We start from the raw sequence: 26493 nt of genomic DNA on the forward strand, positions 1-26493 counted from the left end.
GGTATGCCTGGTCGATCGATAAGAGGGACATAAGTCGGGGGTGGTTCCCTCACTTTCGGGGAGACTCGAAGCCAAGGCGCCCCGACGGGGGCACTCCACCTGAAAGAGTCGTGTGCATGCAGGTCTGGCCTGGAGAGGCATATCCACTCGGTGCCACGTATGACGGCGCCGGCACCAACTTCGCGGTCTTCACGGAGGCCGCGGACCGAGTAGAGCTGTGTCTGCTGCATGACGACGGCTCGGAGACGGCGGTGGAACTGCGCGAGAGCGACGCGTTCGTCCGGCACGCGTACGTGCCGGGCATCATGCCGGGACAGCGGTACGGATTCCGGGTGCACGGGCCGTACGCCCCCGAGCACGGCATGCGCTGCAACTCGGCGAAGCTGCTCCTCGATCCGTACGCCAAGGCGGTGAGCGGTTCGATCAGCTGGGGCGAGGAGGTGTACGGCTACCACTTCGGCGCGCCCGACGAGCGCAACGACCTGGACTCGGCGCCGCACACCATGTCGTCGGTCGTGGTCAACCCCTACTTCGACTGGGGCGACGACCGGCGTCCGCGCACCGAGTACCACCACACAGTGATCTACGAGGCCCATGTCAAGGGCCTCACCATGCGGCACCCCGGGCTCCCGGAGGAGCTGCGCGGCACCTACGCGGGCCTGGCGCACCCCGCACTGATCGAACACCTCACCGAACTGGGCGTCACCGCGCTGGAACTGATGCCCGTACACCAGTTCGTGAACGACCACCGGCTGGTCGACATGGGGCTGAACAACTACTGGGGCTACAACACCATCGGCTTCTTCGCCCCGCACAACGCCTACGCGTCCTGGGGCGACCGCGGCCAGCAGGTGCTGGAGTTCAAGTCGGCGGTGAAGGCGCTGCACGAGGCCGGCATCGAGGTCATCCTGGATGTCGTCTACAACCACACCGCCGAGGGCAACCACCTGGGCCCGACCCTGTCCTTCCGGGGCCTGGACAACCTCTCCTACTACCGGCTCACCGACGACCCCCGCTACTACATGGACACCACGGGCACCGGGAACTCCCTGCTCATGCGGTCCCCGCACGTCCTCCAGATGATCATGGACTCGCTGCGGTACTGGGTCACCGAGATGCACGTCGACGGCTTCCGCTTCGACCTCGCGGCCACCCTGGCCCGGCAGTTCCACGAGGTGGACCGGCTGTCGTCGTTCTTCGACCTGGTGCAGCAGGACCCGGTGGTCTCCCAGGTGAAGCTGATCGCCGAGCCCTGGGACGTCGGCGAGGGCGGCTACCAGGTGGGCAACTTCCCGCCCCTGTGGACCGAGTGGAACGGCAAGTACCGCGACACCGTACGGGACCTGTGGCGGGGCGAGCCGCGCACGCTCGCGGAGTTCGCCTCCCGGCTGACCGGCTCCTCCGACCTGTACCAGCACGACGGGCGGCGGCCGCTGGCCTCCATCAACTTCGTCACCTGCCACGACGGCTTCACCCTGCACGACCTCGTCTCGTACAACGACAAGCACAACGAGGCCAACGGCGAGGACAACCGCGACGGGGAGAGCCACAACCGGTCGTGGAACTGCGGGGCGGAGGGCGAGACCGACGATCCGGCCGTGCTGGAGCTGCGGGCCCGCCAGATCCGCAACTTCCTCGCCACCCTGATGCTCTCCCAGGGCGTGCCGATGATCAGCCACGGTGACGAGTTCGCGCGCACCCAGCACGGCAACAACAACGCCTACTGCCAGGACAGCGAGCTGGCCTGGCTGCGCTGGCCGGACCCCGACGACGAGGACGGCAACCGGCTGCTGGACTTCACCCGCGCGATGGTGTGGCTGCGCCGGGACCATCCGGTCCTGCGCCGGCGCCGCTTCTTCCACGGGCGTCCGGTGGAGGGCACGCACGACGACCTGTCGGACATCGCCTGGTTCACCCCGCAGGGCAAGGAGATGACCCAGCGGGACTGGAACTCGGCGCAGGCGTCCGCGCTGACGGTGTTCCTCAACGGCAACGCGATCTCCGAGCCGGGCCCGCGCGGGGAGCGCATCAGCGACGACTCCTTCCTGCTGATGTTCAACGCGTCGCCGAAGACCCTCGACTTCGTCGTACCGGTCGACCACGGCCGGCAGTGGCAGGTGGTCGTGGACACCGCGCGCCTGGACGGCGTTCCGCCCGGCACCGGGCCCAAGGTGCAGGACGGGGACCGGCTGACCCTGGTGGACCGCAGCCTGGTGGTGCTCCAGCGGCCCGTCTAGGAGCGGGTGTGCGGACGCCCGGCCACGCGCGCGTGGCCGGGCGCGTCAGGCGAGGTGTACGACCCCGCCCGCGCGGTCAGCGCGAGGGCGCAGGCGAGGGCGGCGGCCAGGCTCGACGCCCCGAAGGCCGCGGCGGGGCCGTACGTCTCGGCGAGGCGGCCGGTCACGGCGACCGCCAGGGCCTGGCCGCCCACCAGGGCGCTGGTCGCGACGGCCATCGCCTCGGCCAGCCGGACCGGCGGCACCACCCGCTCGGTGAGCCCGAAAACCGTGATCAGATGCGGCGCGTAGGCCACCCCGAGGACGGTGACCACGGCGTACAGACCGGCCAGGCTGTCCGTCCACAGCAGGGGCAGCGACAGCGCGAACGCCGCCGCGGTCGCCGCCCGCCACCGCGCCGGGAGCCCCACGCGCGCGGGTACGGCGGCCATGGCGAGCCCCGCGCCGGCGCTCATCACCCCCATCGCCGCGTACACGAGTCCGGCCTGCTCCGGCTGCCCGAGCCGCTCGGTGAGCGCGGTGATGCCCGCCTGGCAGGCGCCGAACATGGCTCCCTGGAGGGCGAGCGCGGCGCGCAGCGAGTGGACGGCGCGGGGCATGCGCCCGAGCCCCCCGGTGCGGCGCGCGGCGGCCGAACCGGTCACCGCGGCCGTCGGATGGAGGGCGAAGGCGCCGCCGCACAGGGCCACCAGGAACGCCGCGCCGAGCAGGGCGTGGGCGGGGTGGGCCAGGACGGCGGCCAGGCCCACCAGGGCGGGGCCCAGCACGAAGGAGACCTCGTCCAGGGTGCTCTCGAAGGAGAGCGCGGCGCCGACCACCGGCTCGGGCGCCCGGTGCCGCCGGGCGAGGGCGACCAGGCGGGCGCGGGCCAGGGGGCCGACCAGCGGCACGCTCGCGCCCGCGCACGCGCCGAGGAGCGCGAGCCAGGGCGTGGCGAGCCCGGCGAGCGCCCCGGCCACCAGCGCGGTGATCGCGAGGGCGTTGGCGAGCGAGAAGGCGAGCACGACCGTGCGCTGCCCGTGCCGGTCCGCGAGCCGGCCCACGAGCGGTCCGCAGACCACCTGCCCGACGGCCAGCGCCCCACCGGTCAGACCGGCGGCGGCGAGGGAGCCACTCGTGCGGGCGACCAGGAGAACACTGCCGAACTGGATGGTGGCCGTGGGCAGTCTGCCGAGGAACGACACCCCCGGCAGCAGCGGCCCGGTCAGGCCGATCACCTCACGGTATGTGTCCAGCGCCCGGCCCCGCCCCACAGATCCCATCGCTCGAAGCTAGCCACGCGCGCGGGGCCACGTGGAGGGGACGATGACACGAAGGGCGGCTGGGCGGGTACGTACGTTTCCATGACACCTGAGCGACCTGACACGGTGGCGCCCACGGCCACGTACCGGCTGCAAGTGCAGCCCGAGTTCCCCTTCGCCGCCGCGGCCGAGGCGGTGCCGTACCTGGCCTCGCTCGGCGTCTCGCATCTGCATCTGTCCCCGGTGCTGGAGGCGGTGCCCGGCTCGACGCACGGGTACGACGTCGTCGATCACGGGCGCGTGCGGGCGGAACTGGGCGGCGAGGACGGGCTGCGCGCGCTGGCCCGGACCGCCCGGGAGCACGGCCTCGGCCTGATCGTGGACATCGTGCCCAACCACATGGCGATGGCGCCGCGCCACAACCGGGCGCTGTGGGAGGTGCTGCGCGAGGGCCCCAAGTCGCCGTACGCGCGCTGGTTCGACATCGACTGGGAGGCACAGGGCGGGCAGGTGCTGCTGCCGGTGCTCGGCGGTCCGCTCGGCCAGGAGCTCGGCCGCCTGGAGGCCGACGGCGACGTGCTGCGCTACTACGACCAGGCGTTCCCGCTGCGCCAGGGCACCGAGGACCTGCCGCTGCCCCAGCTCCTGGACGCCCAGTGGTACCGCCTCGGCTGGTGGCGGCTGGCCCGCACCGAGCTGAACTACCGCCGGTTCTTCAGCATCTCGGAGCTCATCGGGGTGCGGGTGGAGGACCCGGAGGTCTTCGAGGCCACGCACGACAAGATCCTCGCGCTGCTCCACGAGGGCGTGATCGACGGGCTGCGCGTCGATCATCCCGACGGGCTCGCCGATCCCGACGGCTATCTGCGGCGGCTGCACGAGGCGACCGGGGGCCGCTGGACGGTCGTGGAGAAGATCCTCTCGGACGGGGAGCACCTGCCCGCCTCCTGGCCCGTCGCCGGGACCACCGGCTACGACGCGCTGCGGCACATCGACGGCCTCTTCACGGACCCGGCGGGGCACGAGGAACTCTTCGGCGGGTACCGGCGGTTCGCGGCCCCGCAGACGGACCGGGGCGGGCAGTGGGAGACGACCGTGCGGCGGGCCGCGTACAAGGTCCTCACGCACGAGCTGGCCGCGGAGACCGAGCGGCTGACCCGGGTCGCCGACCGGGTCTGCGCCACCTCGGCGGATCCCGCGCTGCGCGACCGCGCGCCCTGGGCGCTGCGCACCGCGCTCCAGGAGCTCCTGGTCCGGCTGGAGGTCTACCGGCCCTACGCCTCCGGCGACCCGGCCGCCGTCGTCACCGAGGAGGCCGCGGCCGAGGCACGGCACGCCTTCGTGGTCCCGGAGGAGGCCGGCGCGGTCGACGTCGTACGGGATCTGGTGCTCGGCCGGGACGGGGACGGGCCCGACCGGACGGAGTTCCGTACCCGGTTCGCGCAGACGGCGTCGGCGCTGCGGGCCAAGTCGGTGGAGGACACCGCGTTCTACCGCTATGTGCCGCTGCTGTCGGCGACCGAGGTGGGCGGCAACCCGGGCAGTCCGGCGATGTCCCCGGAGGACTTCCACGCCTACTGCGCGCGCGTGCAGCGCGACTGGCCGGCGACCGGGATCGTCGTGTCCACGCACGACACCAAGCGCAGCGCCGACGTCCGGGCCGCGCTCGCGGTGCTCACCGAGTGCCCGCGGCGGTGGGCGGACGTGCTGTCCGAGGTGACCCGCTCCGGTGAGGGCGGGCCCGACGCGCAACTGGCGTGGGCCGCCTGGCAGACGGTGTTCGGGCTCGGCCCCGCGGACCCGGAGCGGGTGCGGGAGGCGCTGCTGAAGCATGTGCGGGAGGCCGGCCTGTACACGAGCTGGACGGAGCAGGAACCGCCGTACGAGGAGGCGGTGGCGGACTTCGTCGCGGCGGGGCCCTGCGGTCCGCCCGGCGCCCACGTGGCCGCCCTGCGCGACCGTCTCGGGCCGCACATCCGGGCGAACCTGCTGGGCACCGCCCTGGTCCACCTGACGATGCCGGGCGTGCCGGACGTGTACCAGGGCACGGAGGGCGAGTACCGGGCCCTGGTCGACCCGGACAACCGGCGGCCGGTGCGCTTCCCGCCCCTGGAGACGGGGGAGAAGAACACGCTGACCGCGGCGGCGCTGCGGCTGCGCGCACGCCGGCCGGCCGCCTTCGGTGCGGCGGCGACGTACACCCCGCTGTCCGCGCGGGGTCCGGCGGCGGCGCACTGCGTGGCGTTCGCGCGCTCGCAGGAGGTGGTCACCGCGGTGACCCGGCTGTCGCTGCGGCTGGCGGAGGCGGGCGGCTGGCGGGAGACGGCGCTGGAACTGCCGCCGGGACGGTGGGCCGACGTGGTGACCCCGGGACGGGAGTTCACGGGGCACGTGCGCGTGGAGGAGCTTTTCGAGCCGCTTCCGGTGGTGCTGCTGGAGCGGGTCTGAGGACACGGCGGGCGGGCGCGCGCCACGGTGGCGCGCGCCGCGGGGCGGGCCGTACGACCGGCTCGGCGCCGCGCGCGCTCCCCGCGTCCGCCGTGTGCGGGCGGCGCGTCGTGGTACGCGGCGCTGCTCCCTCCGTTCCCGGCATCTGAGGGGCCGTCGGTGCCCGTCCCCTCCCCCACGGCTCCCGTCGGCACCGGCCGCCCCGCCGGTCGGCGTGCCGTGCCCCTGGGCGCCCCCTGGAGCCTCCCCCTGGGTCTCCTTGACAGTGCCCGGCGGCCGTGGGGTACTGCGGACTGCGAGGCCGGGCGGATGTGACGGGGGTGAGTCTCCTGCCGGAGCTGCGCTACCCCACGGTGACCGAAGTCGTCTCGGCGGCACGGGCGTTGGCCGCACAACGACCGGGCCTGTGCACGCTGCGGGAGGTGGGCCTCTCCCGCGCGGGCCGCCCCCTGCAGCTGCTGTCCATGGGCCGTGCGCGGCGTGCCGTGCTGGTCGTCGCGGGCGCCCACGCCAACGAGCCGACCGGCGGCCCCACCCTGCTCGCGCTGGCCGAACGGGTCCTGCACGAGCGGGCGCTGCGGTCCGGCACCTCCTGGCACTTCCTGCTGTGCGCCGATCCCGACGGGGCGAGCCTGCATGTCACTCCGGCGCCGCGCAGCCTGTTCGACTACCACCTCGGCTTCTTCCGGCCGGCGGGCCCCGAGCAGCCGGAGTGGTCGCCCGCGATCCTGCCGCCCGACCGGCTGCCGCCGGAGACCCGCGCCCTGACCGGGGTCATCGACGAACTGCGCCCCTACCTCCAGGCGACCCTGCACGGGACCGACCTGGGCGGCAGCTGGGTGCAGCTGACGAAGGACCTGCCCGGGCTCGCCGAGCCGTTCGCCAAGTCGGCGGCGGAGCTGAACATCCCGGTCGAGACGGGCGCCTCGGACGCCGCGGGCTGGCCCGCGTCCGGGCCGGGCGTGCATGTGATGCCGGCCGCCGGGGCGGGAGCGGCGTACCCGAGCATGCCGGACGACGCCCGGCACAGCACCTGGCACCACGTGCACCGGTACGGCGGGATGACGGCGGTGGTGGAGGTGCCGATGTGGGCGAGCGACCTGGTGGACGACCCGGTACCGCATCCGGCGCCGGCGGCGGCGATGCGGCGGCTCGCCGGCCGGCTGCTGCGGGACACGCGGGAGGTGGAGCGGGTGCTCACCGAGGTGCTGCCCCGGCTGGACAGCGCCGACGGACCGCTGCTGCGGGCCACGCGGTGGGCGCTGGAGCTGGTGCCGGGGCTGGCGGCGGACTGGACGCGCGCGGCGCCGGTGGACGACACGCGCGCGTACATCGGCAGTGTGGACGCCTTCGCTCGCCGGCTGCCGCTGCGGGCGGCGGCCATGCTGCTGCGGGTGCTGCAGGAGACGGACGACCGGGCGGCGCCGGGCCTGGAACGGCTCGTGGCGTCCTGGAGCAGTTCCTTCGAGCGACGGTTCCGGGCCCGCTGGGTGCCCTTGGAGCACCAGGTCGAGCACCAGTCCCGCACGGTCGTCGCGGCGGCCCGGCACGCGCGCGACCGGACGGCCTGAGAACCGCCCACGCGCGGGTGCCGGGGCGCGCACCGCTCAGTCGTCCAGGGCGAACACCGCCCCCGTCCGCGCCGCCAGCTCGCACGCGTTGCCGAACTCCCGCCGGTACTCGACCGGACGGCCGTTCCACTGGCCGCTCGCCCGGGCGGAGACCGGGGCGTAGACCATCGGACAGAGCGCGTCCCGCAGGGGCAGGCGGTCGATGGCGCCGTCGACCGCCGCGAGGGCCGCGCAGGCCTCGGCGGCGCGCGCGTGGCCCTGGGGCGGGTCGCACATCAGCAGCGTGCCGCGGGTGCGGCTGGAGTGGGCGTCGCCCGTGGTGAGCGTGAGGTAGAGCCAGTTGCCCGGCAGGGTCTCCCGTTCGGCGGCCTGCGCCGGAACCGTCGCGAGGACGAGGAGGGAGGCGGCCGCGAGCAGGAGGCCCCGGACACCGGCCCGTCCCGCCTTCACCGTGGTGGAGTGTGTCATTCCCGGTGCATCGGCACGGCGGCCTCGGAACCCCACCCCTGCTCACCCGAACGGGAACCCGCGCGCGCGTGGCGGGAGGCCAGGTCGAACGCGGCGAGCACCACCCGGGACTGGTATTCGACCTGGCGGGCGACCGGTATCCACCGCGCCCCGCAGCCGTCGCGGTAGTCGGCGCACCACAGGTCGATGAGCCGGTCCAGCTCGGGCAGCACACCGGCCGGGTCGCGGCCGGAGCCGGCCACCAGCCGGTGCAGCAGTCCCGCGGTGCGCAGCGCCAGCCGCCGCCCGGCGATGCGCAGGGTGGCCAGGTGGGCGGTGCTGAGCGGGGGCAGGGGATGGGCGTCGGCGGTGACGATGTCGGGGTCCCACGCGTCGGCGAGCCCTGGGCAGACCAGGACGTAGTCGTCGACCGGGGCGAGCAGGCGGGCGGTGTCCTGGGTGGCGGGCAGGTGGTGGCGGAGGCGGACGAGGAGACGGGCCAGGAGCCGGGAGTCGTGCCGCAGGGCGCGGCTGACCGTGCGCAGGACGGCCGCCGCGTCGGCGGGTGCGGTGTCGTCCTCCACCGCGGCCACGCCCCACATGGGTGCCTCGACCACCGCGGTCACCGTGCCGTAGCGGTAGGGGTGGAACCAGGTCGACTCCACGGCGGCCTCGGTGATGGCCGCGGCGAGGTCGCCCCGGCGCGGCGGCGGGATCAGGTAGACGGCCGGTCCCAGGCGCGGCCAGTACAGGGTGTCGTACGGGCCGAGTTCGCGGGGGATGCGCAGACGGGCCGCGGTGTGCGCGAGGCGGTGCGGGAAGCCGGGCAGGTCGTGGGTCAGCTCGGCGAAGCCGCCGCCGACGTCGACGCCGTGCAGCGAGCACTGCAGGAAGGGGCGCAGTTCGTCCTGGAGGTCGAGCAGGGCGCGGGTCTCGGGCAGTGTGACGCGGTCCGCCCCGTCGGGCAGCCACTCGGGCTGTTCCAGGAAGCCGGGGCGGAAGAAGTTCCGGAAGTAGCGGCCGAGGGTGTACGGGCCCTGCAGCCAGCCCTCGTTGCGGCGCAGGCCGTCGGGGTCGAGGCAGAGCAGGAGGTTCCAGGTGGCGTCGGCGTCCTCGTGCCGGCGGGGGTCGGCGAGGGCGCGTTCGGCGAGCCGGAGGGCGGTGGCGCCGCCGACGGGTTCGTTGGCGTGCGGTCCGGCGACGACGAGGGCCTGGCGGCTGCCGTGGCCGACGGAGAGCAGCCACAGCGGGCTGCCTCCGCGGGAGGTCCCGACGCGGCGCAGCCGGGCGTCGGCGGGGTGGCGGGTGACGAGCGCGGCCGCCCGGGCGCCGAGCTCGTCGGCGGTCGGGTAGCGGAGGAGTGGCAGCAGGGCGCACCTCCGCGAGCCGGTGCCGTCGGTTCACCTGTTGTGCCTGAGGTACGTCCAGTCAGTCACGGCTGCGGCGGGTACGTCAACGCCCGCGCAAGCAAAGGGATTTCCCCCACCGCACCCCGTAAAGCCAAGGCCAGAGCTAAGGTTCGGCTTAGTTCACGGTGAGCCGGAAGGCCAGCTGCCCGAAGCCGACCTGGTCGCCCTCGCGGACCACTGCCGCCCCGATGACCCGCCGTCCGTTCACCGTGGTGCCGTTGGTCGAGCCGAGGTCCCGCAGCACCCACATGCCGCCCTGGCGGGTCAGCTCGGCGTGCACCCGGGAGACCGTCTCGTGGGTGAGGCGCAGTCCGCTGGCGGGGTCCCGCCCGATGCGCAGGGGGTGGCCGCCGGCGGGGTGGGGCAGCAGCAGCTTGGGCAGCCGCTCGGCCTGCCAGGCCCTGCGCACCCGTACGCCGAACCCGGAGACCGCCTCGACGCTGCCGAGGACCATCTTGGAGAACCGGTTCTCCTGGGGCAGGTCGGCGGTGAGGGCGAGCAGCTCGTCGGCGCGGCGGGCGGCCAGGGCCAGCTCCATGCGCCGGATGAACGTGTCGTGCGAGAGCCGTCCCAGGGCAGCGCCGTCACGGAGCACCTTCAGCGCCTTGTCGCGCTCCGCGTCGGAGATCCGCGCGGGGTACGTGGGGAACTCGAAGGACGACGTCACGTCGTGATTGTCGGTCAGCCGGGCCCGGGGTGTCCAGAAGACGAGAAAACACCCGCCACGCGTGCGTATCCGACGACACCCGCCGCAAAAGGGAAGATTCAAAAGCGGATTGATCTCGTTTGAAGCACCATGGACGGGCTACATCACGGTGAGCAGACGAAGGGGAACCGTCCGTGCAGTTCGAGGTGTGGGCACCGCAGGCCGGCCGTGTGACGCTCCATTGCGGGGACGCCACGCGCGCGTTGGAGCGCGATCCGGAGCGAGAGGGCTGGTGGCAGGGGGAGGCGGACGCCGAGGACGGCACCCGGTACGGCTACGCGCTGGACGACGGCCCCGTCCTGCCCGACCCGCGCTCGCGCCGCCAGCCCGACGGGCCGGACGGACGCAGCGCCGTAGTGGACCACGGGCGCCACACCTGGCGCGCCGCGTGGGCCGGACGCCCGCTGCCGGGCGCGGTCCTGTACGAGCTGCACGTGGGCACGTACACCCCCGAGGGCACCCTGGACGCCGCCGCCGAGCGGCTCGGGCACCTCGTGGAACTGGGTGTCACCCACGTCGAGTTGATGCCCCTGTGCCCCTTCCCCGGCCGGCACGGCTGGGGGTACGAAGGGGTGTCGCTGTGGGCGGTGCACGAGCCCTACGGCGGGCCCGAGGCGCTGAAACGGTTTGTCGACCGGGCGCACGACCTCGGACTCGGGGTGGTGCTCGACGTGGTGCACAACCACCTCGGCCCCTCGGGCAACTACCTGCCCCTCTTCGGGCCCTACTTCACCGAGACCCACCACACGCCCTGGGGCGCCGCCGTCAATCTCGACGCGCCCGGCTCCGACGAGGTGCGCGACTACTTCGTGGGCAGCGCCCTGGCCTGGCTGCGCGACTACCGGGTCGACGGACTGCGCCTGGACGCGGTGCACGCGCTGCGGGACACCCGCGCGTGCCACTTCCTGGAGGAGCTGTCGACGGCGGTGGACGCGCTGTCGGCCGAAGTGGGACGGCCGCTGTTCCTGATCGCCGAGTCCGACCTGAACGACCCGCGGATCATCACCGCGCGCGAGGACGGCGGACTGGGACTCCAGGCGCAGTGGAACGACGACTTCCACCACGCCCTGCACACCGCGCTGACCGGCGAGGCCCAGGGCTACTACGCCGACTTCGGGCGCTCCCCCCTGGCGGCCGTCGCCAAGACGCTCACCGGCGGGTACTTCCACGACGGCACCTACTCCAGCTTCCGCGGGCGCCGGCACGGACGGCCGCTGGACCGCTCACGGACGGCCGGACACCGCCTGCTGGGCTACACCCAGACCCACGACCAGGTCGGCAACCGCGCCCAGGGCGACCGGCTCGCCGCCTCCCTCTCCCCCGGCCTGCTGGCCTGCGCGGCCACGCTCACCCTGACCGCGCCGTTCACGCCGATGCTGTTCATGGGCGAGGAGTGGGCGGCCGGCACGCCCTGGCAGTTCTTCACCGACCACACCGACCCCGAGCTGGCCGAGGCGGTACGGCGGGGCAGGCGCCGGGAGTTCGCCGCGCACGGCTGGGCCGAGGAGGACGTCCCCGACCCGCAGGACCCGGCGACCCGGGACCGCTCCTGCCTGGACTGGTCCGAGCCCGAGCGTGAGCCCCACGCGCGCGTGCTGGCCTGGTACCGCCGGCTCATCGCCCTGCGGCACGAGCAGCCGGACCTGACCGACCCGGACCTCGCCGACACCAAGGTGGCCTACGACGAGCGGCAGCGCTGGCTGGCCTTCCGGCGCGGGGACGTCCGGGTGGCCGTCAACCTCGCCGGGGAACCGGCGCGGATCCCGCTGGGGCCCCGTCAGGCGCGCGTCCTGGCCGCGTGGGAGCCCGTGGAGGCGCCCGGCGCGGACGGGGTGCTGCAGCTGCCCGGCCAGTCGTGCGTGGTGCTGCTCCAGGAGTGAGCGCCAGGCCCTTCCGCTCGGACAGGGCCCGGGACCGGTCTAGGACTCCTGGTCGTCCCGCAGTTCGGTGACCCGCTCCAGCAGGATCGCCTCCCAGGCCAGGTCCAGTTGCCGGCGCAGCTGCGGCAGGGGGGCGGGGCGGGTGCCGGCGAGGGCCTCGGCGAGGTGCAGGACGGTGTCGCAGCGGGCCAGCCACAGGCCGCGCAGACAGGGGCGGGCGCCGTAGCCGGCGAGGGTGGCGGCGCGGACGGCGGCCGGGGAGCCGACGGCGCGGGCGAGTCCCGCGATGTCCTCGGCGGGGTCCCCGGCCACGGTGTCGGTCCAGCCGAGGACGCCCCGCACCCGGCCGTCCGCGCTGACCACCAGGTGCTCGCCGGTCAGGCCGTGGTGGACGAGGACGGCGCTGCCGGGCTGGGCGGCGAGCTGCACCGCGGCCGGCTGGGTGAGCTGGTGCAGCCGGGCGGGATCGAAGTCGTCGGCGGGGTCGAGCCGCCGGGCGGCGCGTTCGGCGGCCCGGCGCAGCCCTTCCAGGGAGCGCGGTCCGGTGCGCGGCACGCCGAGCGCCTCGGCCTGCCGCAGGGGCACCTCGCGCAGCCCGGCGAGCAGCCCGGCCAGGTCGGCCTCGCCGAGGGCGGACACGTCGTGCACCTCGGCCGAGCCGCCGGGCACCTTGGTGTCCAGCGTGTAGGTCAGCCCGGTCGCCCACTCGCCGTGCGCGACGCTCGTCGGCACGGCGACCGGGACGTACGGCCGGACCAGGTCGCGCAGCCGCAGCTCGCGGCGCTGCCGGACGGCGGTCTCCCGGTCGGGCGCGAGGCGCAGCACATGGCGGGGCCCAACCCACCAGGTGGCGGACCCGCCGCCCTCGGCGACGGGCCGGACCTCGGGTCCCGCGGTGTCGTCCGCACCGTCCTTGAGCAGGGAGCGGACCAGTCGGCGGACGGTGTCCGCGGTGGGTGTCGGTGCCTGGGTCATGGGTCGCGCCGTAGGTCGGGGGGAGGGTGCCGGGGCTCCTGGGGCCGTCTCAGTCCACTATGACCATCTCGCGGGTCGTGTCGTTGAGGCGGCGGCCGCCGTCCTCGGTGACCGTGACGATGTCCTCGATGCGCACCCCGAACCGGCCCGGCAGGTAGACGCCCGGCTCCACGGAGAAGCACATCCCGGGCACCAGGGGCCGGTCCTCGCCCTCGATCATGTACGGCGGCTCGTGCGTGGTGACGCCGATGCCGTGCCCGGTGCGGTGGATGAAGTACGCGCCGTACCCGGCGTCCGTGATGACCGCGCGGGCGGCCCGGTCCACCTCCTGGCAGGCGACACCGGGCCGGACGGCTCGGAATCCGGCCTCCTGGGCCGCGCGCACGAGGTCGTGGATCCGGCGCTCCTCGTCGGTGGGCTCGCCGACGTGGACCGTTCGGGAGGTGTCGGAGCCGTAGCCGCCGAGGAGGCCGCCGAAGTCGAGGACGACCATGTCGCCGCGCTCGATGACACGGTCCCCGGGTTCGTGGTGCGGGTTGGCGCCGTTGGGGCCCGAGGCGACGATCGTGAAGTCGACCGTCTCGTGTCCGTGCTCCCGCAGCAGCCGGGCCAGGTCCGCGGCGACCTCGGTCTCCTTGCGGCCCGCGAAGGGAACCCGCCGGATCTCCTCGTACGTGGCGTCCGCGGCCGCGCCCGCGGCTGCCAGGCGTTCCAGTTCCGCCGCGTCCTTGACGGCCCGGAGCATCGGCAGCGCCTCGGTGAGGGAGGCGTAGGAGGAGTCGGGCAGGGTCTTCGCCAGGCCCAGCAGATGCATGGCCCAGGCGTTGTCGCTGATGCCGAACCGGCCGTCCCGCTCCAGCAGGGCCGCCGTGACGGCGTAGGGGTCCTTGCCGTCGGTCCAGTCGAGCAGGGTCAGCCCGGGCGCGCCGGTCGCCTTCGCGGCGTCGGGGGCCTCCAGGGCGGGGACGATCAGGCCGGGGTCCCGGCCGGGGACGAGGACGAGCAGGGTGAGCCGTTCGGTGACGGCGGTGGGCGCGTACCCGGTGAGCCACACCAGGTCGGGTCCGGGCGCCACGAGCAGTCCGGCGAGTCCGGCGTCGGCGGCCGCCCGCGCGGCGCGCTCCATACGGGCGCGGTAGTCGTCGGCGGTGAAGGGAGCGGGCGTAGGGGCGGTCATCCGGGCCTCCCTGGGCGGGTGAAGGTGACTACGGGCAGCATCCTGCCCGGACGGCGGGGGCGGCGCGAGCCGGTCGGCGGACCCGGGCTCATCCCTCCAGGGCCATCCGGGCGCCGAGGAGCAGCAGCACCCCTCCGGAGACCTGTTCGAGTCGTCGGCGCACTCCCGCGCGGGACAGCAGGCTCTTCAGCCGGCCGACGAACCACACGTACAGGCCGTAGTAGCCGATCTCGTAGACCGCCCAGAGCGCGGCGAGGCCCACCATGGCGGGCAGGTGCGGGGCGCCGTCGGGCACGAACTGCGGCAGGAAGGAGAGGGCGAAGACGGCCGCCTTGGGGTTGGCGAGGTTGAGCAGCAGGCCCGCGCGGTAGGACGCCCAGCCGCTGCGGCCACCGCCCTCCCCGCCCTCGCTCTCCGGTTCGTCCCGCGTGCGGCGCGCCGCCCGCAGCGTCTGCACGCCGAAGCCGACCAGGACGACCGCGCCGACGACGCGCATCACGTCGTACGCCACTTCCGAGGCGGTCAGCAGGGCGGTGAGGCCGAAGGCGGCGACGACGCCCCAGACGAAGACGCCGGTCTCGTTGCCGAGCACGGTCAGGAAGCCGGAGCGGCGGCTGTGCAGCGACTGCCGGATGATCAGGACCGTGCTGGGTCCCGGCGAGGCGGCCACCAGGGTGCAGGCCCCCAGGAAGGCGACGAGAGTGGTCAGCATGGGGTCATGGTGGCGGGGAGGCCCCCCTGGGGACAGTGGTTTTCCGACAGCGCTCAGGTGACGACGCCCGGGGTCACGGTCAGCTGCTGGTAGCCGCCGCTGCGATGACGCACCGTCAGGGTGACCTCGGTGCCGGGGCTGGTCCGGGCCACCGCGCGGGCGAGGTCGGCGGCGTCGTCGATGCGGGTCGTGCCGAGGACCAGGAGGACATCGCCGCGGACCAGGCCGGCCGAGTAGCCGGGGCCGGGCACATGGACGCCGATCACCTCGGCGCCCGCCTTGTCGGCGTCCACGGCCTCCACCCCGAGGGTGGCGGTGGCCGGCGCGGGGGCGGGGCTCGGGGTGGCGGGCGAGGTGGGGCTCGGGTCCGCCGGGGCCGCCGGGGCGCTCAGCGGGCCGGGGCCCGCCTGCCGCAGCTCGGCCAGCTTGCTCATGCCGATCACCGTGGCGGCGACCGTGCCCAGTCCGACGCCGGACAGGACCAGGACCGTGCCGACGAGCAGCGCGAACAGCACGGTCCTGAGCCGGCGTCCGCGCCGGCGCGCGGCATGCGGGCGCCGGGCGGCCGGGGGCCTCGTGCCGCGGCCGGGCTCCTGGCCGGGCATCGGCTTGGGACGCAACGCGGTCTGTTCCATGGCTCGCCTCCCGCCGGAGGCTACGGATCGCCTCCGGCTGGAGGACTACCCGGGGCGCCGGCGCGCGACGTGCCACGAACGAGTGAGACTGACCGCTGGTCAGGAGCGGAAGTCTCCCTGATCACGGGAGACGAGTGCGGCCACCAGGTGACGTGCCGCCCCCTGGAGCGGGCCGGTGTGCACCAGTTCCGTGCGGTGCACGAGCCGGGGCGCGGTGACCGGCACGGCGACGCCGCCCGGCACGTGCGTGGCCGCCGAGCGCGGGAGCAGGGTCAGGCCGTGCCCGGCGACGGCCAGCGCGGTGAGGACGCGTACGTCGGTGCCCTCGTAGCGCAGGGACGGGCGGAAGCCCTGGCCGCCGTTGGCCGCGCGGAGCTGGGTGAGCGGCAGTCCCGCGTCGGGGGCGTCGAGCCAGCGGGCGTCGGCGAGGTCGGGGAGGCGCAGTCCGGTGCGCCGGGCCAGGGGGTGTGCCCGCGGCAGCAGCACGCACACCGGTTCCTCGCCCGCGCCGCGCGTGGTCAGCGGTGCCACGTCGGGCAGCCGCAGCGGGTCGCTGGGGGCGGCCAGGCCGTCGACGAGGCCCAGATCGGCGGAGCCGGTGGCGACGGCCGCCGGGATCTCGTCCCGGGGCAGCGCCTTGAGGGTCACCCCGGCGGCCGGGAGCGCGGCGAGGACGCGGGGTCCGAGGGCGGTGGGCGCGGCGGCGAGGGTCAGTCCGTGGGCGGGCGCGGCGGCCATCCGGACGACGTCCGCACGGGCCGCGTCCAGGCGCAGCAGCAGCGGGGCCGCGTGTTCCAGCAGCCGTGCGCCGGCCGCCGTGGGGGCGACGGGCCTGCGGGTGAGCAGCGGGGTGCCGAGATCCTGTTCGAGGGCCGCGATGTGCTGGGACACGGCCGACTGGGTGTACCCCAGGTCGCGGGCGGCCGCGGAGAAGGAGGCGAGACGGGCGACCGTGACGTAGGTGCGCAGCAGATGCGGGTCCATGCCCTTGAGGATGGCATCAGCATCGCTTATCGAGCATGCAGGAATCATCGTTGGACGTGAACTCGGGGGCGCGCCCAGGATGGCGGGCATGACCGAGACCTTCGCGCGGATCGCCCTGGTCGGCGACCGCTCCCCCACTGTCGTGTCGCACACCCGGATCCCGCTGCTGCTCGACGCCCTCGCCGCCCGTGAGCGGCTGGTCCTCGACGCGTACTGGATCCCGACCGAGGAGGCCGGCGAGCCGGGCGCCGTGGACGGGTTCGACGCGCTGTGGGTGGTGCCGGGCAGCCCGTACCGCAGCGAGGCCGGGGTGATCGCGGCGATCCGCACGGCGCGCGAGCGGGGCATCCCGTTCCTCGGGACGTGCGCCGGGTTCCAGCACGCGGTGCTGGAGTACGCCCGCCATGTCTGCGGGCTCACCGGCGTGGCGCACGCGGAGAGCGACCCGGCCGCCGAGGACCCGATCATCGAGCCGCTGGCCTGCTCGCTGGTGGGCCACGAGGCGGCGGTCACCGTCGAACCGGGCTCGCTCGCGCACTCCGTGATCGGCTCGGAGCGGACCGTGGAGCGCTACTTCTGCGCCTACGGCCCCTCACGTCACCTCGACACGCTGACCGCTCACGGCCTGCGCTTCTCCGGGCGCGACGAGGACGGCCAGGTCCGGATCGCCGAACTGCCCGGCCACCCCTTCTTCCTGGCCTCGCTCTTCCAGCCGGAGCTGGCCGGGGACGGCTCCCGACCACACCCCGTGGTCACGGCCTGGGCCAGGGCAGCCGTCGAACGCGCAGGTCAGCCGGTTTGAGGCGGGCGGGCCGGTTCCGTTGTCAGTGGGGGCTGTTACGTTCTGTGACATGACCGATCACGCGCTGCGCACGCTGCGGCAGGATCCGCGGCTCGCGGAACTGGCCGCCTCCCCCTTCGACTTCGCCCTGAGCCGCGCCGCCCATGGCCATGTCGAGCCGGTCCGCCTCGCCTCGGGCGGCCCGATCGAGGCCGTCGCGGGCAGCGGCGCGGGCGGTACGTATTTCGTGTGCGCGGACGGCTCGATGCTCTACGCCGATTCGGAGGGCGCGGCCGGGATCATCGGCTCCACCGTCGACGAGGCGCTCGAGGTGGTGATCGGCCTGCCCTGCTGGTTCGACTGCGTGGACCTGTCCCCGCGCGACGGCGAGCAGGCGGTCCTCGCGCGCGTCGCGGAGCTGGAGGCGGAACTCCGCGCGGACGACGCCGGCTTCGACGCGGCCCGGGCCGAACTCCGCGCCGCCCTGGGCCTTGCCGGGCGTTCTCCGCTCGAACTGGTCACCCTGCTGCACACCGCGCTCCTGCGCACGGAACCCGACTTCCTGCTGCTCACCGAGGAGGAGGGCGGCGCCTACCGACTGCTCGACGAGCACCCCCGCCCCCCGCTGTGGGAGCCGGTGCTCGCCCGGGGCCGGGCGGATCTGGCCCTGCTGCGGGCGGGCGACCGCGCCGCGTGGGACGCGGTGGCCGGGGATCCCGTACGGCGTCGACTCGCGCTGCGCGCCGCGCAGTTCGACCGCCGGGACGGCGACCTGGACCTGCTCCGGCAGTTGCTGCGGCGGGAGACGGAGTCGTCGATGACGGACGAACTGCGGCTCGCCGCGGTCCTCGTGGGGCGGCACGGGGACGTGACCGATCTGCCCCTGCTGCACGAGGTCCGCGAGACGGACTTCGACACGCACTGCGGGCTCAGCGAGATCCCCGGACCGGGATCGGACGCCGCGGAGTTGTCGCGCTGGGCCGAGGAGCTGGACGACGCGATGTTCGGCACCGATCCGGCCGACGAGCCGCTCGCCACCTGGACCGAACTCGCCCTGGACCAGGGCCTGACGGAACTCGCCCGGGTGCCGCTGATCCGCGCACTCGACGAGATATTCCTGGACCGGAGCACCCTGCGACGGCCCGACGATCCGACCCGGCTGGAGACGTCACGGATCAACTGGCTCGCCCATGATCTGCGGCGGGCCGGGGACCTCCCCCAGGCCCTGCGCGCCCAGCGCCTGTACGCCACGCTCCAGGACACGGCGTGGGACCGGATCTCGGCGCTGCTGGACCAGGCCCGGCTGGAACGCGCCTGCGGACAACTGCCGCAGGCGAGGAACACCTTGGCGTCGGTACGCGCGCTCCTGGCCGACCCCGGCGACGACTCGCTGCGCCACTGGAACCGGGCGTACTTCGGCCGCTTCATCGCCGAGGAGCACTACGCCCTCACCCGGGCCCTCGCCGACGCCGGCCTCCCACAGGAGGCCCGCGCCCTGCTCACCGCGGCCGACGCGATACTCGGCGAGCTCTCGGGGAACGCCGCCACGGGCGCCCGGAAGCTCGCCGAGGAGGCCGCCGAGCGCGTGCGGGACGTCAGGGACCTCAGCTGACGGGCAGCGCGGGCGGCCGGTCCGGCAGGAAGCCGTGGGCCCGGCGGGCCAGGTAGGCGGGCTTGTAGCGGTCGACCTCGCGGTGCCAGTTCAGGATGCCCGCCATCCAGTTCCGCAGGTCGCCCACATAGGTCCGCATGGCGTCACGCGCCTCCTGGGAGAGGCCGAAGTCGTCGTACAGGACCGGAAGTTCATGCGCGACCACGTGCTCGAACTGCTGCATGCGCTGGGTCGTCAGGTCGTGCACCACGCCGAGCGCGGTCGGGTAGTCGCAGCCGAAGAAGTTCTGCACGACGAGGATCGAGTTGTGGATCTCGCCCTCGTACTCGATCTCCTTCTGGTACGAGAAGACGTCATTGAGGAGGGCGGCATAGTCGACAGCGGCGTTCTCCAGCGAGCGCACCGGGCCGCTGCGGTAGACCTCCGGGGGCACGGAGGGGCCGTGGCCCATGCGGCACAGGGCCATGGTGAGGTCGGAGCCGAAGGTGGCGCGGCGCATCTCCAGGTAGTCGACCGGGTCGGGGATGCGGTTCTGCATCTGGTTGGACAGCTCCCACACCCAGCTCTCGGTCATGACGTTGACCGCGTCCTTGAGGGTGCGCCGCTGCGCGGGCGTCATCCCGGCGGTGGTGCGGGCCCACAGGTCGGCGAGGGCGCGTTCCATCGCGTTGGCGGGGGCCAGGGTCTCCTCGCCGGCGACGGGCATGCAGGCCGCCAGGCGCTGGGTGGTGAGGCGGGCGGCGGCCAGGTCGCGGCGGTGGCCGAAGACGAGGGGGTAGTAGTCGTCGCCGTAGGTGCCCCAGGCGAGCCAGTCGGCGCTCAGGTCGAGGGCCTCCTCGGTCGCGTCCGGGTCCAGGCCCGCCGAGCACAGGGCCAGGTCGGCGGCGGTGAGCTTGTCCTCGTCCCAGACGCCCTCCTCCAGCATGCCCATGCGGTGCGTCCAGTCGACGAGCCGCCGCCGGGCACCGGGCAGATGGGGGCTGAGCTGCACCTGGAACGGCATGTAGAGGTCGGGGATCAGGGACGGTCCGACCTTCTGGTACGGCACATGGGTGTAGGCGCGCAGGCGTTCGGCGCCGGCCGAGGCGAGGAGGGCGCCGACGTCGGCGGCGGAGGTGCCGGGGCCGGTGAGACCGTGCCAGGGGCTGGTGGAGCGGGCGCGCTCGTTCATGTACCGGCTGGAGCGCATGTGCCATTCGTGGCCGCCGGACTGCCAGTCCTGGAGTCCCTGGGTGTAGGCGGCGACGGCGGCGACCTCGTCCGGGGTCAGGCCCCGTTCCACTGCCAGCGCCGGGACCTCGGTGAGGGCGGTGTGCTCGAACTGGTGGAGGCGGGAGGTGAGGACGTCGTTGACGGTGTCGGCGGCCTCCTGGGTGGTACAGCCGAAGAAGGTCTCCAGCACCAGGACGCCGTTGCTCAGCTCGCCCTCGTCCTCGACCTCGCGCTGGTAGGAGAACAGGTCGTTGCGCAGGTGCACGGCGTCGGAGAAGGTCTCCATCAGCACCCGCAGGGGCCGGGCGTCGGCGACCGCGGCGGGCACCTCCGCCCGCGCGTACTCCACCAGGCCCGCGGACCAGGGGGCGCCGCCCACCTTGCGGCGCATCTCGATGTACTCGACGGGGTTGGAGATCCGTCCCTCGTTGATGTTGGACAGCTCCCACATCGACTCGTTCAGCAGATGCTCGGTGGCGACGGCGAAGCGGCGGCGCCAGTCGGCGGACATCGCGGGGACCGTGCGCGTCCAGAGGTCGGCGAGACCGGCCTCCACCGGGTTCGCCGGCTCGGGCATCGGCGTGGTCAGGTCCAGCGGCATGAACAGGGCGAGCCGGTCGAGGTGGGCCTTGCCGGCGGCGCGGTCCTGGGTGCGCTTGTACATGTCGAGGAAGTGGTCGTCGAAGAAGAAGACCCACACGTACCAGTCGGTGATCAGGGAGAGGGCGGGGCCGTCGCACTCGGGGTGGGTGTAGGCGCAGAGCAGTCCGTAGTCGTGTGCTTCGAGATCGGACTGCTCCCAGATCCCGGATCCCTCCAGCATGCCCATCTCGCGGGCCCACGCGGTCGAGTGGGCACGGGCCTCCTCGACATGGGGATTGAGCCGCGCGGGATACGGCATGTAGAAGTGCGGGAGTTCGAAGGGCTGCGTCATGGCCGGGCACTACCCGGCGCCACCGACGGCCATCCTCGGGCCGGGACATGATCACACCATCGCGTGAATCCGGGATGAACCTCCGCATTCCCGAAGGCCCTTGTGGCGTTCACCTCTACGCGCGCAGACTACGGAGGTTCTCGCGTCCCTCCTCCCCTCCGGAGTCCCGATGGACCAGACCCGAGCCCTGTCCCGCCGTACCGCCCTCGCCTCGCTCGCCGGGGCGGCGCTGGCCGGCACCGCCGCGTGGCCCGCCTCGGCGGGCGAACGCCACGGCCGCGCGGTCCGGTTCGCCACCTTCAACGCCTCCCTCAACCGCTCCGCCGAGGGCGCGCTCGTCGCGGACCTGTCCACGCCGGACAACGTCCAGGCGCGCAATGTCGCGGAGACGATCCAACGGGTCGACCCCGATGTGCTGTTGATCAACGAGTTCGACTACGTGGCGGGCGGCGCCGCGGTCCGTCTCTTCCGGGACCACTACCTCGCCGTGGGGCAGCGCGGCGCAGAGCCGGTCCGCTACCCGTACGCCTTCACCGCGCCGGTCAACACCGGTGTCGCCTCCGGGGCCGACCTGGACGGCCGCAACGGCGCGGTGACGACGCCCGGTTCGGACGCGTACGGGCAGGACGCCTTCGGGTACGGCTGGTTCCCGGGGCAGTACGGGATGGTGGTGCTCTCCAAGTACCCGATCGCCACGCGCGCGGTGCGCACCTTCCAGCGCTTCCTGTGGAAGGACATGCCCGGCCACCTGATGCCCCCGGGCTACTACAGCGCCGAGGCGACGGCGGTCTTCCGGCTGTCCTCCAAGAGCCACTGGGACGTGCCGGTGCGGATCGGCCGGGACACCGTGCACTTCCTGGTGTCGCACCCCACGCCGCCCACCTTCGACGGCCCCGAGGACCGCAACGGCCGCCGCAACCACGACGAGATACGGCTGTGGGCCGACTACATCGGCGGGCGCGGGCGCGGCGCCTATCTGTACGACGACCGGGGAGTGCGCGGCGGACTGCGGCCGGGTGCGCGGTTCGTGCTGGCCGGCGACCAGAACGCCGACCCGTACGACGGCGACAGCTACGGCGGCGCCATCCGGCTGCTGCTGGACCACCCGGCGGTCCGCCCGCCCGCCACCGCGCCGTCCAGCGCGGGAGCCGTCGAGGCGGCGCGGCTGCAAGGCGGCGCAAACACCTCGCACACCGGCGATCCGGCGCACGACACCGCGGACTTCAACGACACCGCCCCGGGCAATCTGCGCGTCGACTACGTGCTGCCCTCCCGCGGTCTGGCACCCGGCGCGAACGGCGTGTTCTGGCCGGCGTCCGACGATCCCCTGTACCGGCTGGTCGGTGGCGGCGCGAACGTTCCCACCTCGGACCACCGGCTGGTGTGGCAGGACGTGTACGTCCGCTGAAACGCGCGCTCTTGCCGAGGCCGGGCCGGGACGCCACCGTAAGCGCATGACCTCCTTCACGCTCCCCCATGAGCTGCACGGCGACGGGCCGCACAAGGTGTTCGCGGTGCACGGCTGGTTCGCCGACCGGTCCGCGTACGCGAGCGTCCGGCCCGACCTCGACGGCACGTCCTTCACCTACGCGCTGGTCGATCTGCGCGGCTACGGCGAGGCGAAGGACGCCGCCGGCAGCTACTCGACGGCCGAGGCGGCGCAGGACCTGCTGGACCTGGCCGACCGGCTCGGCTGGGAGCGGTTCTCGGTGGTGGGGCACTCGATGGGCGGGTCGGTGGCCCAGCGGCTGCTGGCGCTGGCGCCCGGGCGGCTGCGCCGGATCGTGGGTGTCTCCCCGGTGCCCGCGTCGGGGCTGCCGCTCCCGGCCGAGCAGTGGGAGCTCTTCGCGGACTCGGCGCACCGGCCGGAGCACCGCCGTACGATCATCGACTTCACCACCGGGGGCGTCCGGCCCGCGGCCTGGCTGGACCGGATGGTCAGCCGTTCGCTCGCGGTGAGCGACGCGAAGGCGTACCGGGCGTGGCTGGACTCCTGGGCCCGGGAGGACTTCCACGCCGAGGTGGCGGGCGCCCCGGTGCCCGCGCTGGCCGTCGCGGGCCGGCTCGACCCGGCGCTGTCGGCGTCGCTGCTGCGCGACACCTGGCGGCGCTGGTACCCGTACGGCGAGGTGCGGGAGCTGTCCGGCGCCGGGCACTACGCCATGGACGAGACCCCGCTGGAGCTGATCCAGGTGGTGGAGGCCTTCCTCGACGCGGGCGACGAGGACGACGCCGGCCCCGAGGGCGGGGCGGAGCGGCCCGGTGCGGCGGCCGAGGCCGAGGGCGAGGAGGCGTGACCTTCCGCCCCTCCCCGCCCGTCCCCGACGTCTTCGACCCCCGCCAGTACGCCACCGGCGTGCCCTACGCCGCCTACCGCGTCCTGCGCGACCATCACCCCGTGGCCTGGCAGGACGAGCCCGAGGTGCTGGGCTGGCCGGCCGGTCCCGGGTTCTGGGCGGTGACCCGGCACGCGGACGTGGTCCGGGTGCTCAAGGACCCGCTGACGTACTCCTCGCGGCTGGGCGCGACCCAGATCCGGGACCCGGATCCGGAGGACCTGCCGTTCATCCGGCGCATGATGCTCAATCAGGATCCGCCGGGGCACGGCAGGTTACGGCGGCTGGTGAGCCGGGCGTTCACCCCGGGGCGCGTCGACCGTTTCACCGCGGTCGCCGAGAAGCGGGCGCAGGACCTGTTCGCGCGGGCGGTGGAGACGGCCCGCGAGGCGGACGGCACCGTCGATCTCGTCGCCGCCGTCACCGACGACTACGCCCTGCTCAACCTGGCCGACCTGCTCGGCGTCCCGGAGCCGGACCGCGGGCTGCTGCTGCACTGGACCCAGCGGGTCATCGGCTACCAGGACCCCGACGAGGCGGGCCCGCCGGTCCTGGACGACGCAGGCAAGCCGGTCAACCCGCGCTCCCCGGCGATGCTGCGGGACATGTTCGCGTACGCCCGTCAACTGGCCGCGTACAAGCGGCGGTACCCGGCCGACGACGTGCTGACCATCCTGGCGCACGACGCCGAACTCACCGCGGCGGAGCTGGAGATGTTCTTCTTCCTGCTCACCGTCGCCGGGAACGACACCGTGCGCGCCGCGGCCCCGGGCGGCCTGCTGGCACTCGCCGAGCATCCGCAGGCGTACGAGGGACTGCGCGCCGGGGACATCGACATCGGGCCCGCGGTGGACGAGTTGCTGCGCTGGCATCCGCCCGTGCTGACGTTCCGCCGTACCGCCGACCACGACACCGAGCTGGCCGGGCGGCGGATCCGTGCCGGGGACAAGGTCGTCGTCTTCCATGCCTCCGCCAACCGGGACGAGCGGGTCTTCGCGGAGCCGGACCGGCTGGACCTGACCCGGGCCCCGAACCCGCACGTCTCCTTCGGGGACGGCCCGCACGTCTGCCTCGGCGCGCACTTCGCCCGGCTGCAACTGCGGGTGCTGTACCGGGAGGCGGCGCGGGCGCTGCCGGTGCTGCGCACCGCGGGCCCGGGCGGGCAGCTGGTGTCGAACTTCATCAACGGCATCAAGTCGCTGCCGGTGCGGGTGACGTGAGTCAGCGGCGCACCTGGATCAGGGCGTGGGTGCCGCTGGTGCGCCACCGCTGGTCCTCGGCGGCGGTCAGGGCGGCCTCCGTGCCGGCGTCCAGGCCGGTGATCACCTCGGACTTCAGGGTGCGCAGGGCGGCGACCGGGCCGGGGAAGCCGGTGGTGACGTCGGCGAAGGGGGTGGTCGGCGGCCATCTGCGGTCGCCGACCAGGCGACGGTAGTTGAGGTCGCCCTTGAGCACGGTCAGCGTGGCGGCGGTGAGTTCCGCGCGGAAGTCGGCGGGCATCCGCTCGTAGGGCAGGGGTGCGCAGGAGAACGGGTGGGCGCGGATGGTGAGCCGGCCGTCGGTCAGCGCGGCCCACAGCGTCTCGCCGTACGTCCGTGCCGCGCCCCGCGCCGACCTGAGCCGGCGCAGGGCGTCGAGGACGTCGGCGGGCGTGGCGTCGGAGACGAAGTACGGGTACGGCTTGACGTGCAGGACGGCCCGCCCGACGCGCCCGCCGGTCAGGAGGTGGGCGATCAGGAGCAGGTCGGGGATGAGTTCGCGGCCGGCGTTGTCGGCGATCAGGCAGAGCAGCGGGGCCGCCGGGCCGGGCGTCAGCAGCGACCACAGGGCCGCGCTGTCGTCGGCGACCAGGGGCGGGGTGCCGCCCGGCGCCGTACCGTCGGCGGCGGAGAGCCGGAAGCCGAGGTCCGCGCGGTTTCCCCACAGGGAGCCGTGCAGCAGGGCCCGGTCCTGCTCGTCCGGGGACAGCGGGGCGAGGTCGTCCAGCGCGGCCAGTTCCTCGTCCGTCTCCGTCGAGTCCAGCTCGGCCAGCTTGGCGGGCCGGAAGGGGTCGATGCCCTCCCAGGGGCCGGGGGTGAAGTAGCCGACGGCACCGAGGAGCCGCCGGTAGAAGTAGCTCTCCGCCCACAGCCACGGCACTTCGGTCCAGGGCCGGCCCGCGTAGGCGGTGGTGCCCCACTCCCGCCATCGGTCCCGGTCGTGGGCGTCGTGGGGAAGGGGCTCGATCACGCCCTTGGTGCAGGTGTCGAGCAGCGCGTCGAGCGCGTCCTGATGCTCGGGCCCGTACGGAACGGCCTCACGGACCTGCCGGATGATCGCGGGGTGCCGCTCGGTGAGGACACGGTGCGGGAAGGAACCGGGTTCATCGCCGAGAATCACGGCGGGGATCGCGTCCATACGCCCGACGCTACCGCGCGGGATCACCCGCAGCAGCGTCAGGTCTCGGGGTTCAGCCGACCGGACGGTGAGGGCGAGGCGGAACGGGCGACCGGGCACCGACACCACGCCGCGGATCAGCAGGTGCCCCGACCGTGCGGGCCCGGGATCAGCAGGCTCGGGTTTCGCGTTCCAGTTGGCCTGTCAGGGCTAGGTAGCGGGGGCGGCGGGGTACCGGGACCATGCCTCGGATCATCAGGTGCCACATTTCGGCTACCCGGCGGGGCTGGCGGGCGACGGGTTCGAGGGCGCGGCCTACGACCCTGGTGCCGACGAAGAAGCAGGCGAGGGAGTGAGCCGCGGCGTCGACGTCGACGTCCTGATGGACGTCCGACTCCTTGACCGCGCCCAGGAGTTTGCGGGTGGAGATGTCCAGCCACTCCGTGAAGGGGTGCCGCAGGGGCGCCTTCACGGCCACGCCCCCGGTGGCGAGCCGGAGCCCGGCCCGGGGGATCGGGCCCTCGACGGAGAGCCGGGTGATGCCGAAGGTGGTGCGCATCAGCGCCTCCAGGCAGGAGTAGCCCCGGGCGTCCATCTCGTCGGCGATCTGGCGGGATGCCTGGGACTGCAGCTCCATGATGGCGTGGGCCAGGTCCTCCTTCGCGGCGAAGTGGAAGTACAGGGCGCCCTTGGTGACTTGGGCGTGCTCGACGATGTCGCTCAGACTGGTCGACTCGTAACCGCGCCGGTCGAACAGGTCGGCGGCAGCGGTGATGATCGTCGCGCGGGTCTGTTCAGCGCGTAACTGCCTCGCCATCGG

Annotated in this window: 21 protein-coding genes; 9 read left to right on the top strand and 12 right to left on the bottom strand. The window is 74.0% G+C overall.

What is annotated here, in order from left to right:
• Positions 1-116 precede the first annotated feature (116 nt).
• Positions 117-2237, top strand: coding sequence for a glycogen debranching protein GlgX (glgX, locus tag ACWD1Z_RS18170; protein ID WP_451119739.1), 2121 nt, complete (start codon positions 117-119; stop codon positions 2235-2237).
• Here the strand turns inward: glgX and ACWD1Z_RS18175 are convergent.
• On the bottom strand, positions 2234-3499 hold the full coding sequence (locus ACWD1Z_RS18175; RefSeq protein ID WP_451119741.1) for an MFS transporter: 1266 nt from the start codon (positions 3497-3499) through the stop codon (positions 2234-2236). The genes glgX and ACWD1Z_RS18175 overlap by 4 nt on opposite strands.
• A gap of 81 nt (positions 3500-3580) precedes the next feature.
• Between ACWD1Z_RS18175 and treY the strand changes: the two genes are divergently transcribed.
• Positions 3581-5926, top strand: coding sequence for a malto-oligosyltrehalose synthase (gene treY, locus ACWD1Z_RS18180; RefSeq protein WP_451119742.1), 2346 nt, complete (start codon positions 3581-3583; stop codon positions 5924-5926).
• A 320-nt stretch (positions 5927-6246) separates the two neighbouring features.
• Complete coding sequence (locus ACWD1Z_RS18185; RefSeq protein ID WP_451119744.1) at positions 6247-7497, top strand: M14 family zinc carboxypeptidase; 1251 nt, start codon at positions 6247-6249, stop codon at positions 7495-7497.
• A 36-nt stretch (positions 7498-7533) separates the two neighbouring features.
• Here ACWD1Z_RS18185 and ACWD1Z_RS18190 read toward each other — a convergent pair whose 3' ends face one another.
• From ACWD1Z_RS18190 to ACWD1Z_RS18200, 3 genes are all read right to left on the bottom strand, one after another.
• Positions 7534-7965, bottom strand: coding sequence for an SSI family serine proteinase inhibitor (locus ACWD1Z_RS18190; protein WP_451119746.1), 432 nt, complete (start codon positions 7963-7965; stop codon positions 7534-7536).
• Positions 7962-9314, bottom strand: a complete 1353-nt coding sequence (locus ACWD1Z_RS18195) for a M14 family zinc carboxypeptidase (protein WP_451120023.1) — start codon at positions 9312-9314, stop codon at positions 7962-7964. The genes ACWD1Z_RS18190 and ACWD1Z_RS18195 overlap by 4 nt, the downstream gene beginning before the upstream one ends.
• A gap of 154 nt (positions 9315-9468) precedes the next feature.
• Positions 9469-10020: an FHA domain-containing protein gene (locus ACWD1Z_RS18200; RefSeq protein ID WP_451119748.1), complete on the bottom strand. Its 552-nt coding sequence runs from the start codon at positions 10018-10020 to the stop codon at positions 9469-9471.
• Between the two features lie 173 nt (positions 10021-10193).
• On the opposite strand from ACWD1Z_RS18200, the gene treZ reads away from it, so the two are divergent.
• A complete protein-coding gene (gene treZ, locus ACWD1Z_RS18205) occupies positions 10194-11939 on the top strand; it encodes a malto-oligosyltrehalose trehalohydrolase (protein WP_451119750.1) in 1746 nt (581 codons plus the stop codon).
• Positions 11940-11978: 39 nt separating this feature from the next.
• Here treZ and ACWD1Z_RS18210 read toward each other — a convergent pair whose 3' ends face one another.
• The 5 genes from ACWD1Z_RS18210 to ACWD1Z_RS18230 all read right to left on the bottom strand — a co-directional run bounded on the left by ACWD1Z_RS18210 (position 11979) and on the right by ACWD1Z_RS18230 (position 16422).
• Positions 11979-12914: an aminoglycoside phosphotransferase family protein gene (locus ACWD1Z_RS18210; protein ID WP_451119752.1), complete on the bottom strand. Its 936-nt coding sequence runs from the start codon at positions 12912-12914 to the stop codon at positions 11979-11981.
• A gap of 49 nt (positions 12915-12963) precedes the next feature.
• On the bottom strand, positions 12964-14091 hold the full coding sequence (locus ACWD1Z_RS18215) for an aminopeptidase P family protein (RefSeq protein WP_451119753.1): 1128 nt from the start codon (positions 14089-14091) through the stop codon (positions 12964-12966).
• 88 nt (positions 14092-14179) lie between these two features.
• Positions 14180-14803, bottom strand: a complete 624-nt coding sequence (locus ACWD1Z_RS18220) for a LysE family translocator (RefSeq protein ID WP_451119755.1) — start codon at positions 14801-14803, stop codon at positions 14180-14182.
• A gap of 53 nt (positions 14804-14856) precedes the next feature.
• Positions 14857-15438 carry a PDZ domain-containing protein gene (locus ACWD1Z_RS18225; protein WP_451119757.1) on the bottom strand — a complete coding sequence of 194 codons (582 nt, stop codon included), beginning with the start codon at positions 15436-15438 and terminating at the stop codon, positions 14857-14859.
• Positions 15439-15537: 99 nt separating this feature from the next.
• Complete coding sequence (locus tag ACWD1Z_RS18230) at positions 15538-16422, bottom strand: LysR family transcriptional regulator (RefSeq protein ID WP_451119759.1); 885 nt, start codon at positions 16420-16422, stop codon at positions 15538-15540.
• 88 nt (positions 16423-16510) lie between these two features.
• On the opposite strand from ACWD1Z_RS18230, the gene ACWD1Z_RS18235 reads away from it, so the two are divergent.
• Both ACWD1Z_RS18235 and ACWD1Z_RS18240 read left to right on the top strand, forming a co-directional pair.
• Complete coding sequence (locus tag ACWD1Z_RS18235) at positions 16511-17224, top strand: CTP synthase C-terminal region-related (seleno)protein (protein ID WP_451119761.1); 714 nt, start codon at positions 16511-16513, stop codon at positions 17222-17224.
• A 49-nt stretch (positions 17225-17273) separates the two neighbouring features.
• On the top strand, positions 17274-18815 hold the full coding sequence (locus tag ACWD1Z_RS18240; protein WP_451119763.1) for a hypothetical protein: 1542 nt from the start codon (positions 17274-17276) through the stop codon (positions 18813-18815).
• Here the strand turns inward: ACWD1Z_RS18240 and cyc2 are convergent.
• Complete coding sequence (gene cyc2, locus ACWD1Z_RS18245) at positions 18808-20961, bottom strand: germacradienol/geosmin synthase Cyc2 (protein WP_451119765.1); 2154 nt, start codon at positions 20959-20961, stop codon at positions 18808-18810. The genes ACWD1Z_RS18240 and cyc2 overlap by 8 nt on opposite strands.
• A 169-nt stretch (positions 20962-21130) precedes the next feature.
• On the opposite strand from cyc2, the gene ACWD1Z_RS18250 reads away from it, so the two are divergent.
• The 3 genes from ACWD1Z_RS18250 to ACWD1Z_RS18260 are packed head-to-tail and all read left to right on the top strand — an operon-like array spanning position 21131 to position 24517.
• Complete coding sequence (locus tag ACWD1Z_RS18250) at positions 21131-22369, top strand: endonuclease/exonuclease/phosphatase family protein (protein ID WP_451119767.1); 1239 nt, start codon at positions 21131-21133, stop codon at positions 22367-22369.
• Between the two features lie 46 nt (positions 22370-22415).
• On the top strand, positions 22416-23258 hold the full coding sequence (locus tag ACWD1Z_RS18255; RefSeq protein ID WP_451119769.1) for an alpha/beta fold hydrolase: 843 nt from the start codon (positions 22416-22418) through the stop codon (positions 23256-23258).
• A complete protein-coding gene (locus tag ACWD1Z_RS18260) occupies positions 23255-24517 on the top strand; it encodes a cytochrome P450 (RefSeq protein ID WP_451119771.1) in 1263 nt (420 codons plus the stop codon). Before ACWD1Z_RS18255 ends, ACWD1Z_RS18260 begins: the two co-directional genes overlap by 4 nt.
• Position 24518: 1 nt before the next feature.
• Here ACWD1Z_RS18260 and ACWD1Z_RS18265 read toward each other — a convergent pair whose 3' ends face one another.
• Positions 24519-25694 carry a damage-control phosphatase ARMT1 family protein gene (locus ACWD1Z_RS18265; protein WP_451119773.1) on the bottom strand — a complete coding sequence of 392 codons (1176 nt, stop codon included), beginning with the start codon at positions 25692-25694 and terminating at the stop codon, positions 24519-24521.
• Positions 25695-25842: 148 nt separating this feature from the next.
• Entirely contained in the window at positions 25843-26490 is a 648-nt protein-coding gene (locus tag ACWD1Z_RS18270) for a ScbR family autoregulator-binding transcription factor (protein WP_451119775.1), read from the bottom strand.
• Positions 26491-26493 lie beyond the last annotated feature (3 nt).

Source organism: Streptomyces sp. NPDC002784 (assembly GCF_053592135.1).

Excerpts from the sequence above, each read along its gene's own strand:
- ACWD1Z_RS18225 (WP_451119757.1), bottom strand. The coding sequence starts at position 15,438 with ATGGAACAGACCGCGTTGCGTCCCAAGCCGATGCCCGGCCAGGAGCCC.
- ACWD1Z_RS18255 (WP_451119769.1), top strand. The coding sequence starts at position 22,416 with ATGACCTCCTTCACGCTCCCCCATGAGCTGCACGGCGACGGGCCGCAC.
- ACWD1Z_RS18230 (WP_451119759.1), bottom strand. The coding sequence starts at position 16,422 with ATGGACCCGCATCTGCTGCGCACCTACGTCACGGTCGCCCGTCTCGCC.
- ACWD1Z_RS18190 (WP_451119746.1), bottom strand. The coding sequence starts at position 7,965 with ATGACACACTCCACCACGGTGAAGGCGGGACGGGCCGGTGTCCGGGGC.
- ACWD1Z_RS18210 (WP_451119752.1), bottom strand. The coding sequence starts at position 12,914 with ATGACCCAGGCACCGACACCCACCGCGGACACCGTCCGCCGACTGGTC.
- ACWD1Z_RS18175 (WP_451119741.1), bottom strand. The coding sequence starts at position 3,499 with ATGGGATCTGTGGGGCGGGGCCGGGCGCTGGACACATACCGTGAGGTG.
- ACWD1Z_RS18270 (WP_451119775.1), bottom strand. The coding sequence starts at position 26,490 with ATGGCGAGGCAGTTACGCGCTGAACAGACCCGCGCGACGATCATCACC.
- ACWD1Z_RS18235 (WP_451119761.1), top strand. The coding sequence starts at position 16,511 with ATGACCGAGACCTTCGCGCGGATCGCCCTGGTCGGCGACCGCTCCCCC.
- ACWD1Z_RS18220 (WP_451119755.1), bottom strand. The coding sequence starts at position 14,803 with ATGCTGACCACTCTCGTCGCCTTCCTGGGGGCCTGCACCCTGGTGGCC.
- ACWD1Z_RS18250 (WP_451119767.1), top strand. The coding sequence starts at position 21,131 with ATGGACCAGACCCGAGCCCTGTCCCGCCGTACCGCCCTCGCCTCGCTC.
- ACWD1Z_RS18215 (WP_451119753.1), bottom strand. The coding sequence starts at position 14,091 with ATGACCGCCCCTACGCCCGCTCCCTTCACCGCCGACGACTACCGCGCC.
- ACWD1Z_RS18265 (WP_451119773.1), bottom strand. The coding sequence starts at position 25,694 with ATGGACGCGATCCCCGCCGTGATTCTCGGCGATGAACCCGGTTCCTTC.
- cyc2 (WP_451119765.1), bottom strand. The coding sequence starts at position 20,961 with ATGACGCAGCCCTTCGAACTCCCGCACTTCTACATGCCGTATCCCGCG.
- glgX (WP_451119739.1), top strand. The coding sequence starts at position 117 with ATGCAGGTCTGGCCTGGAGAGGCATATCCACTCGGTGCCACGTATGAC.
- treY (WP_451119742.1), top strand. The coding sequence starts at position 3,581 with ATGACACCTGAGCGACCTGACACGGTGGCGCCCACGGCCACGTACCGG.
- ACWD1Z_RS18240 (WP_451119763.1), top strand. The coding sequence starts at position 17,274 with ATGACCGATCACGCGCTGCGCACGCTGCGGCAGGATCCGCGGCTCGCG.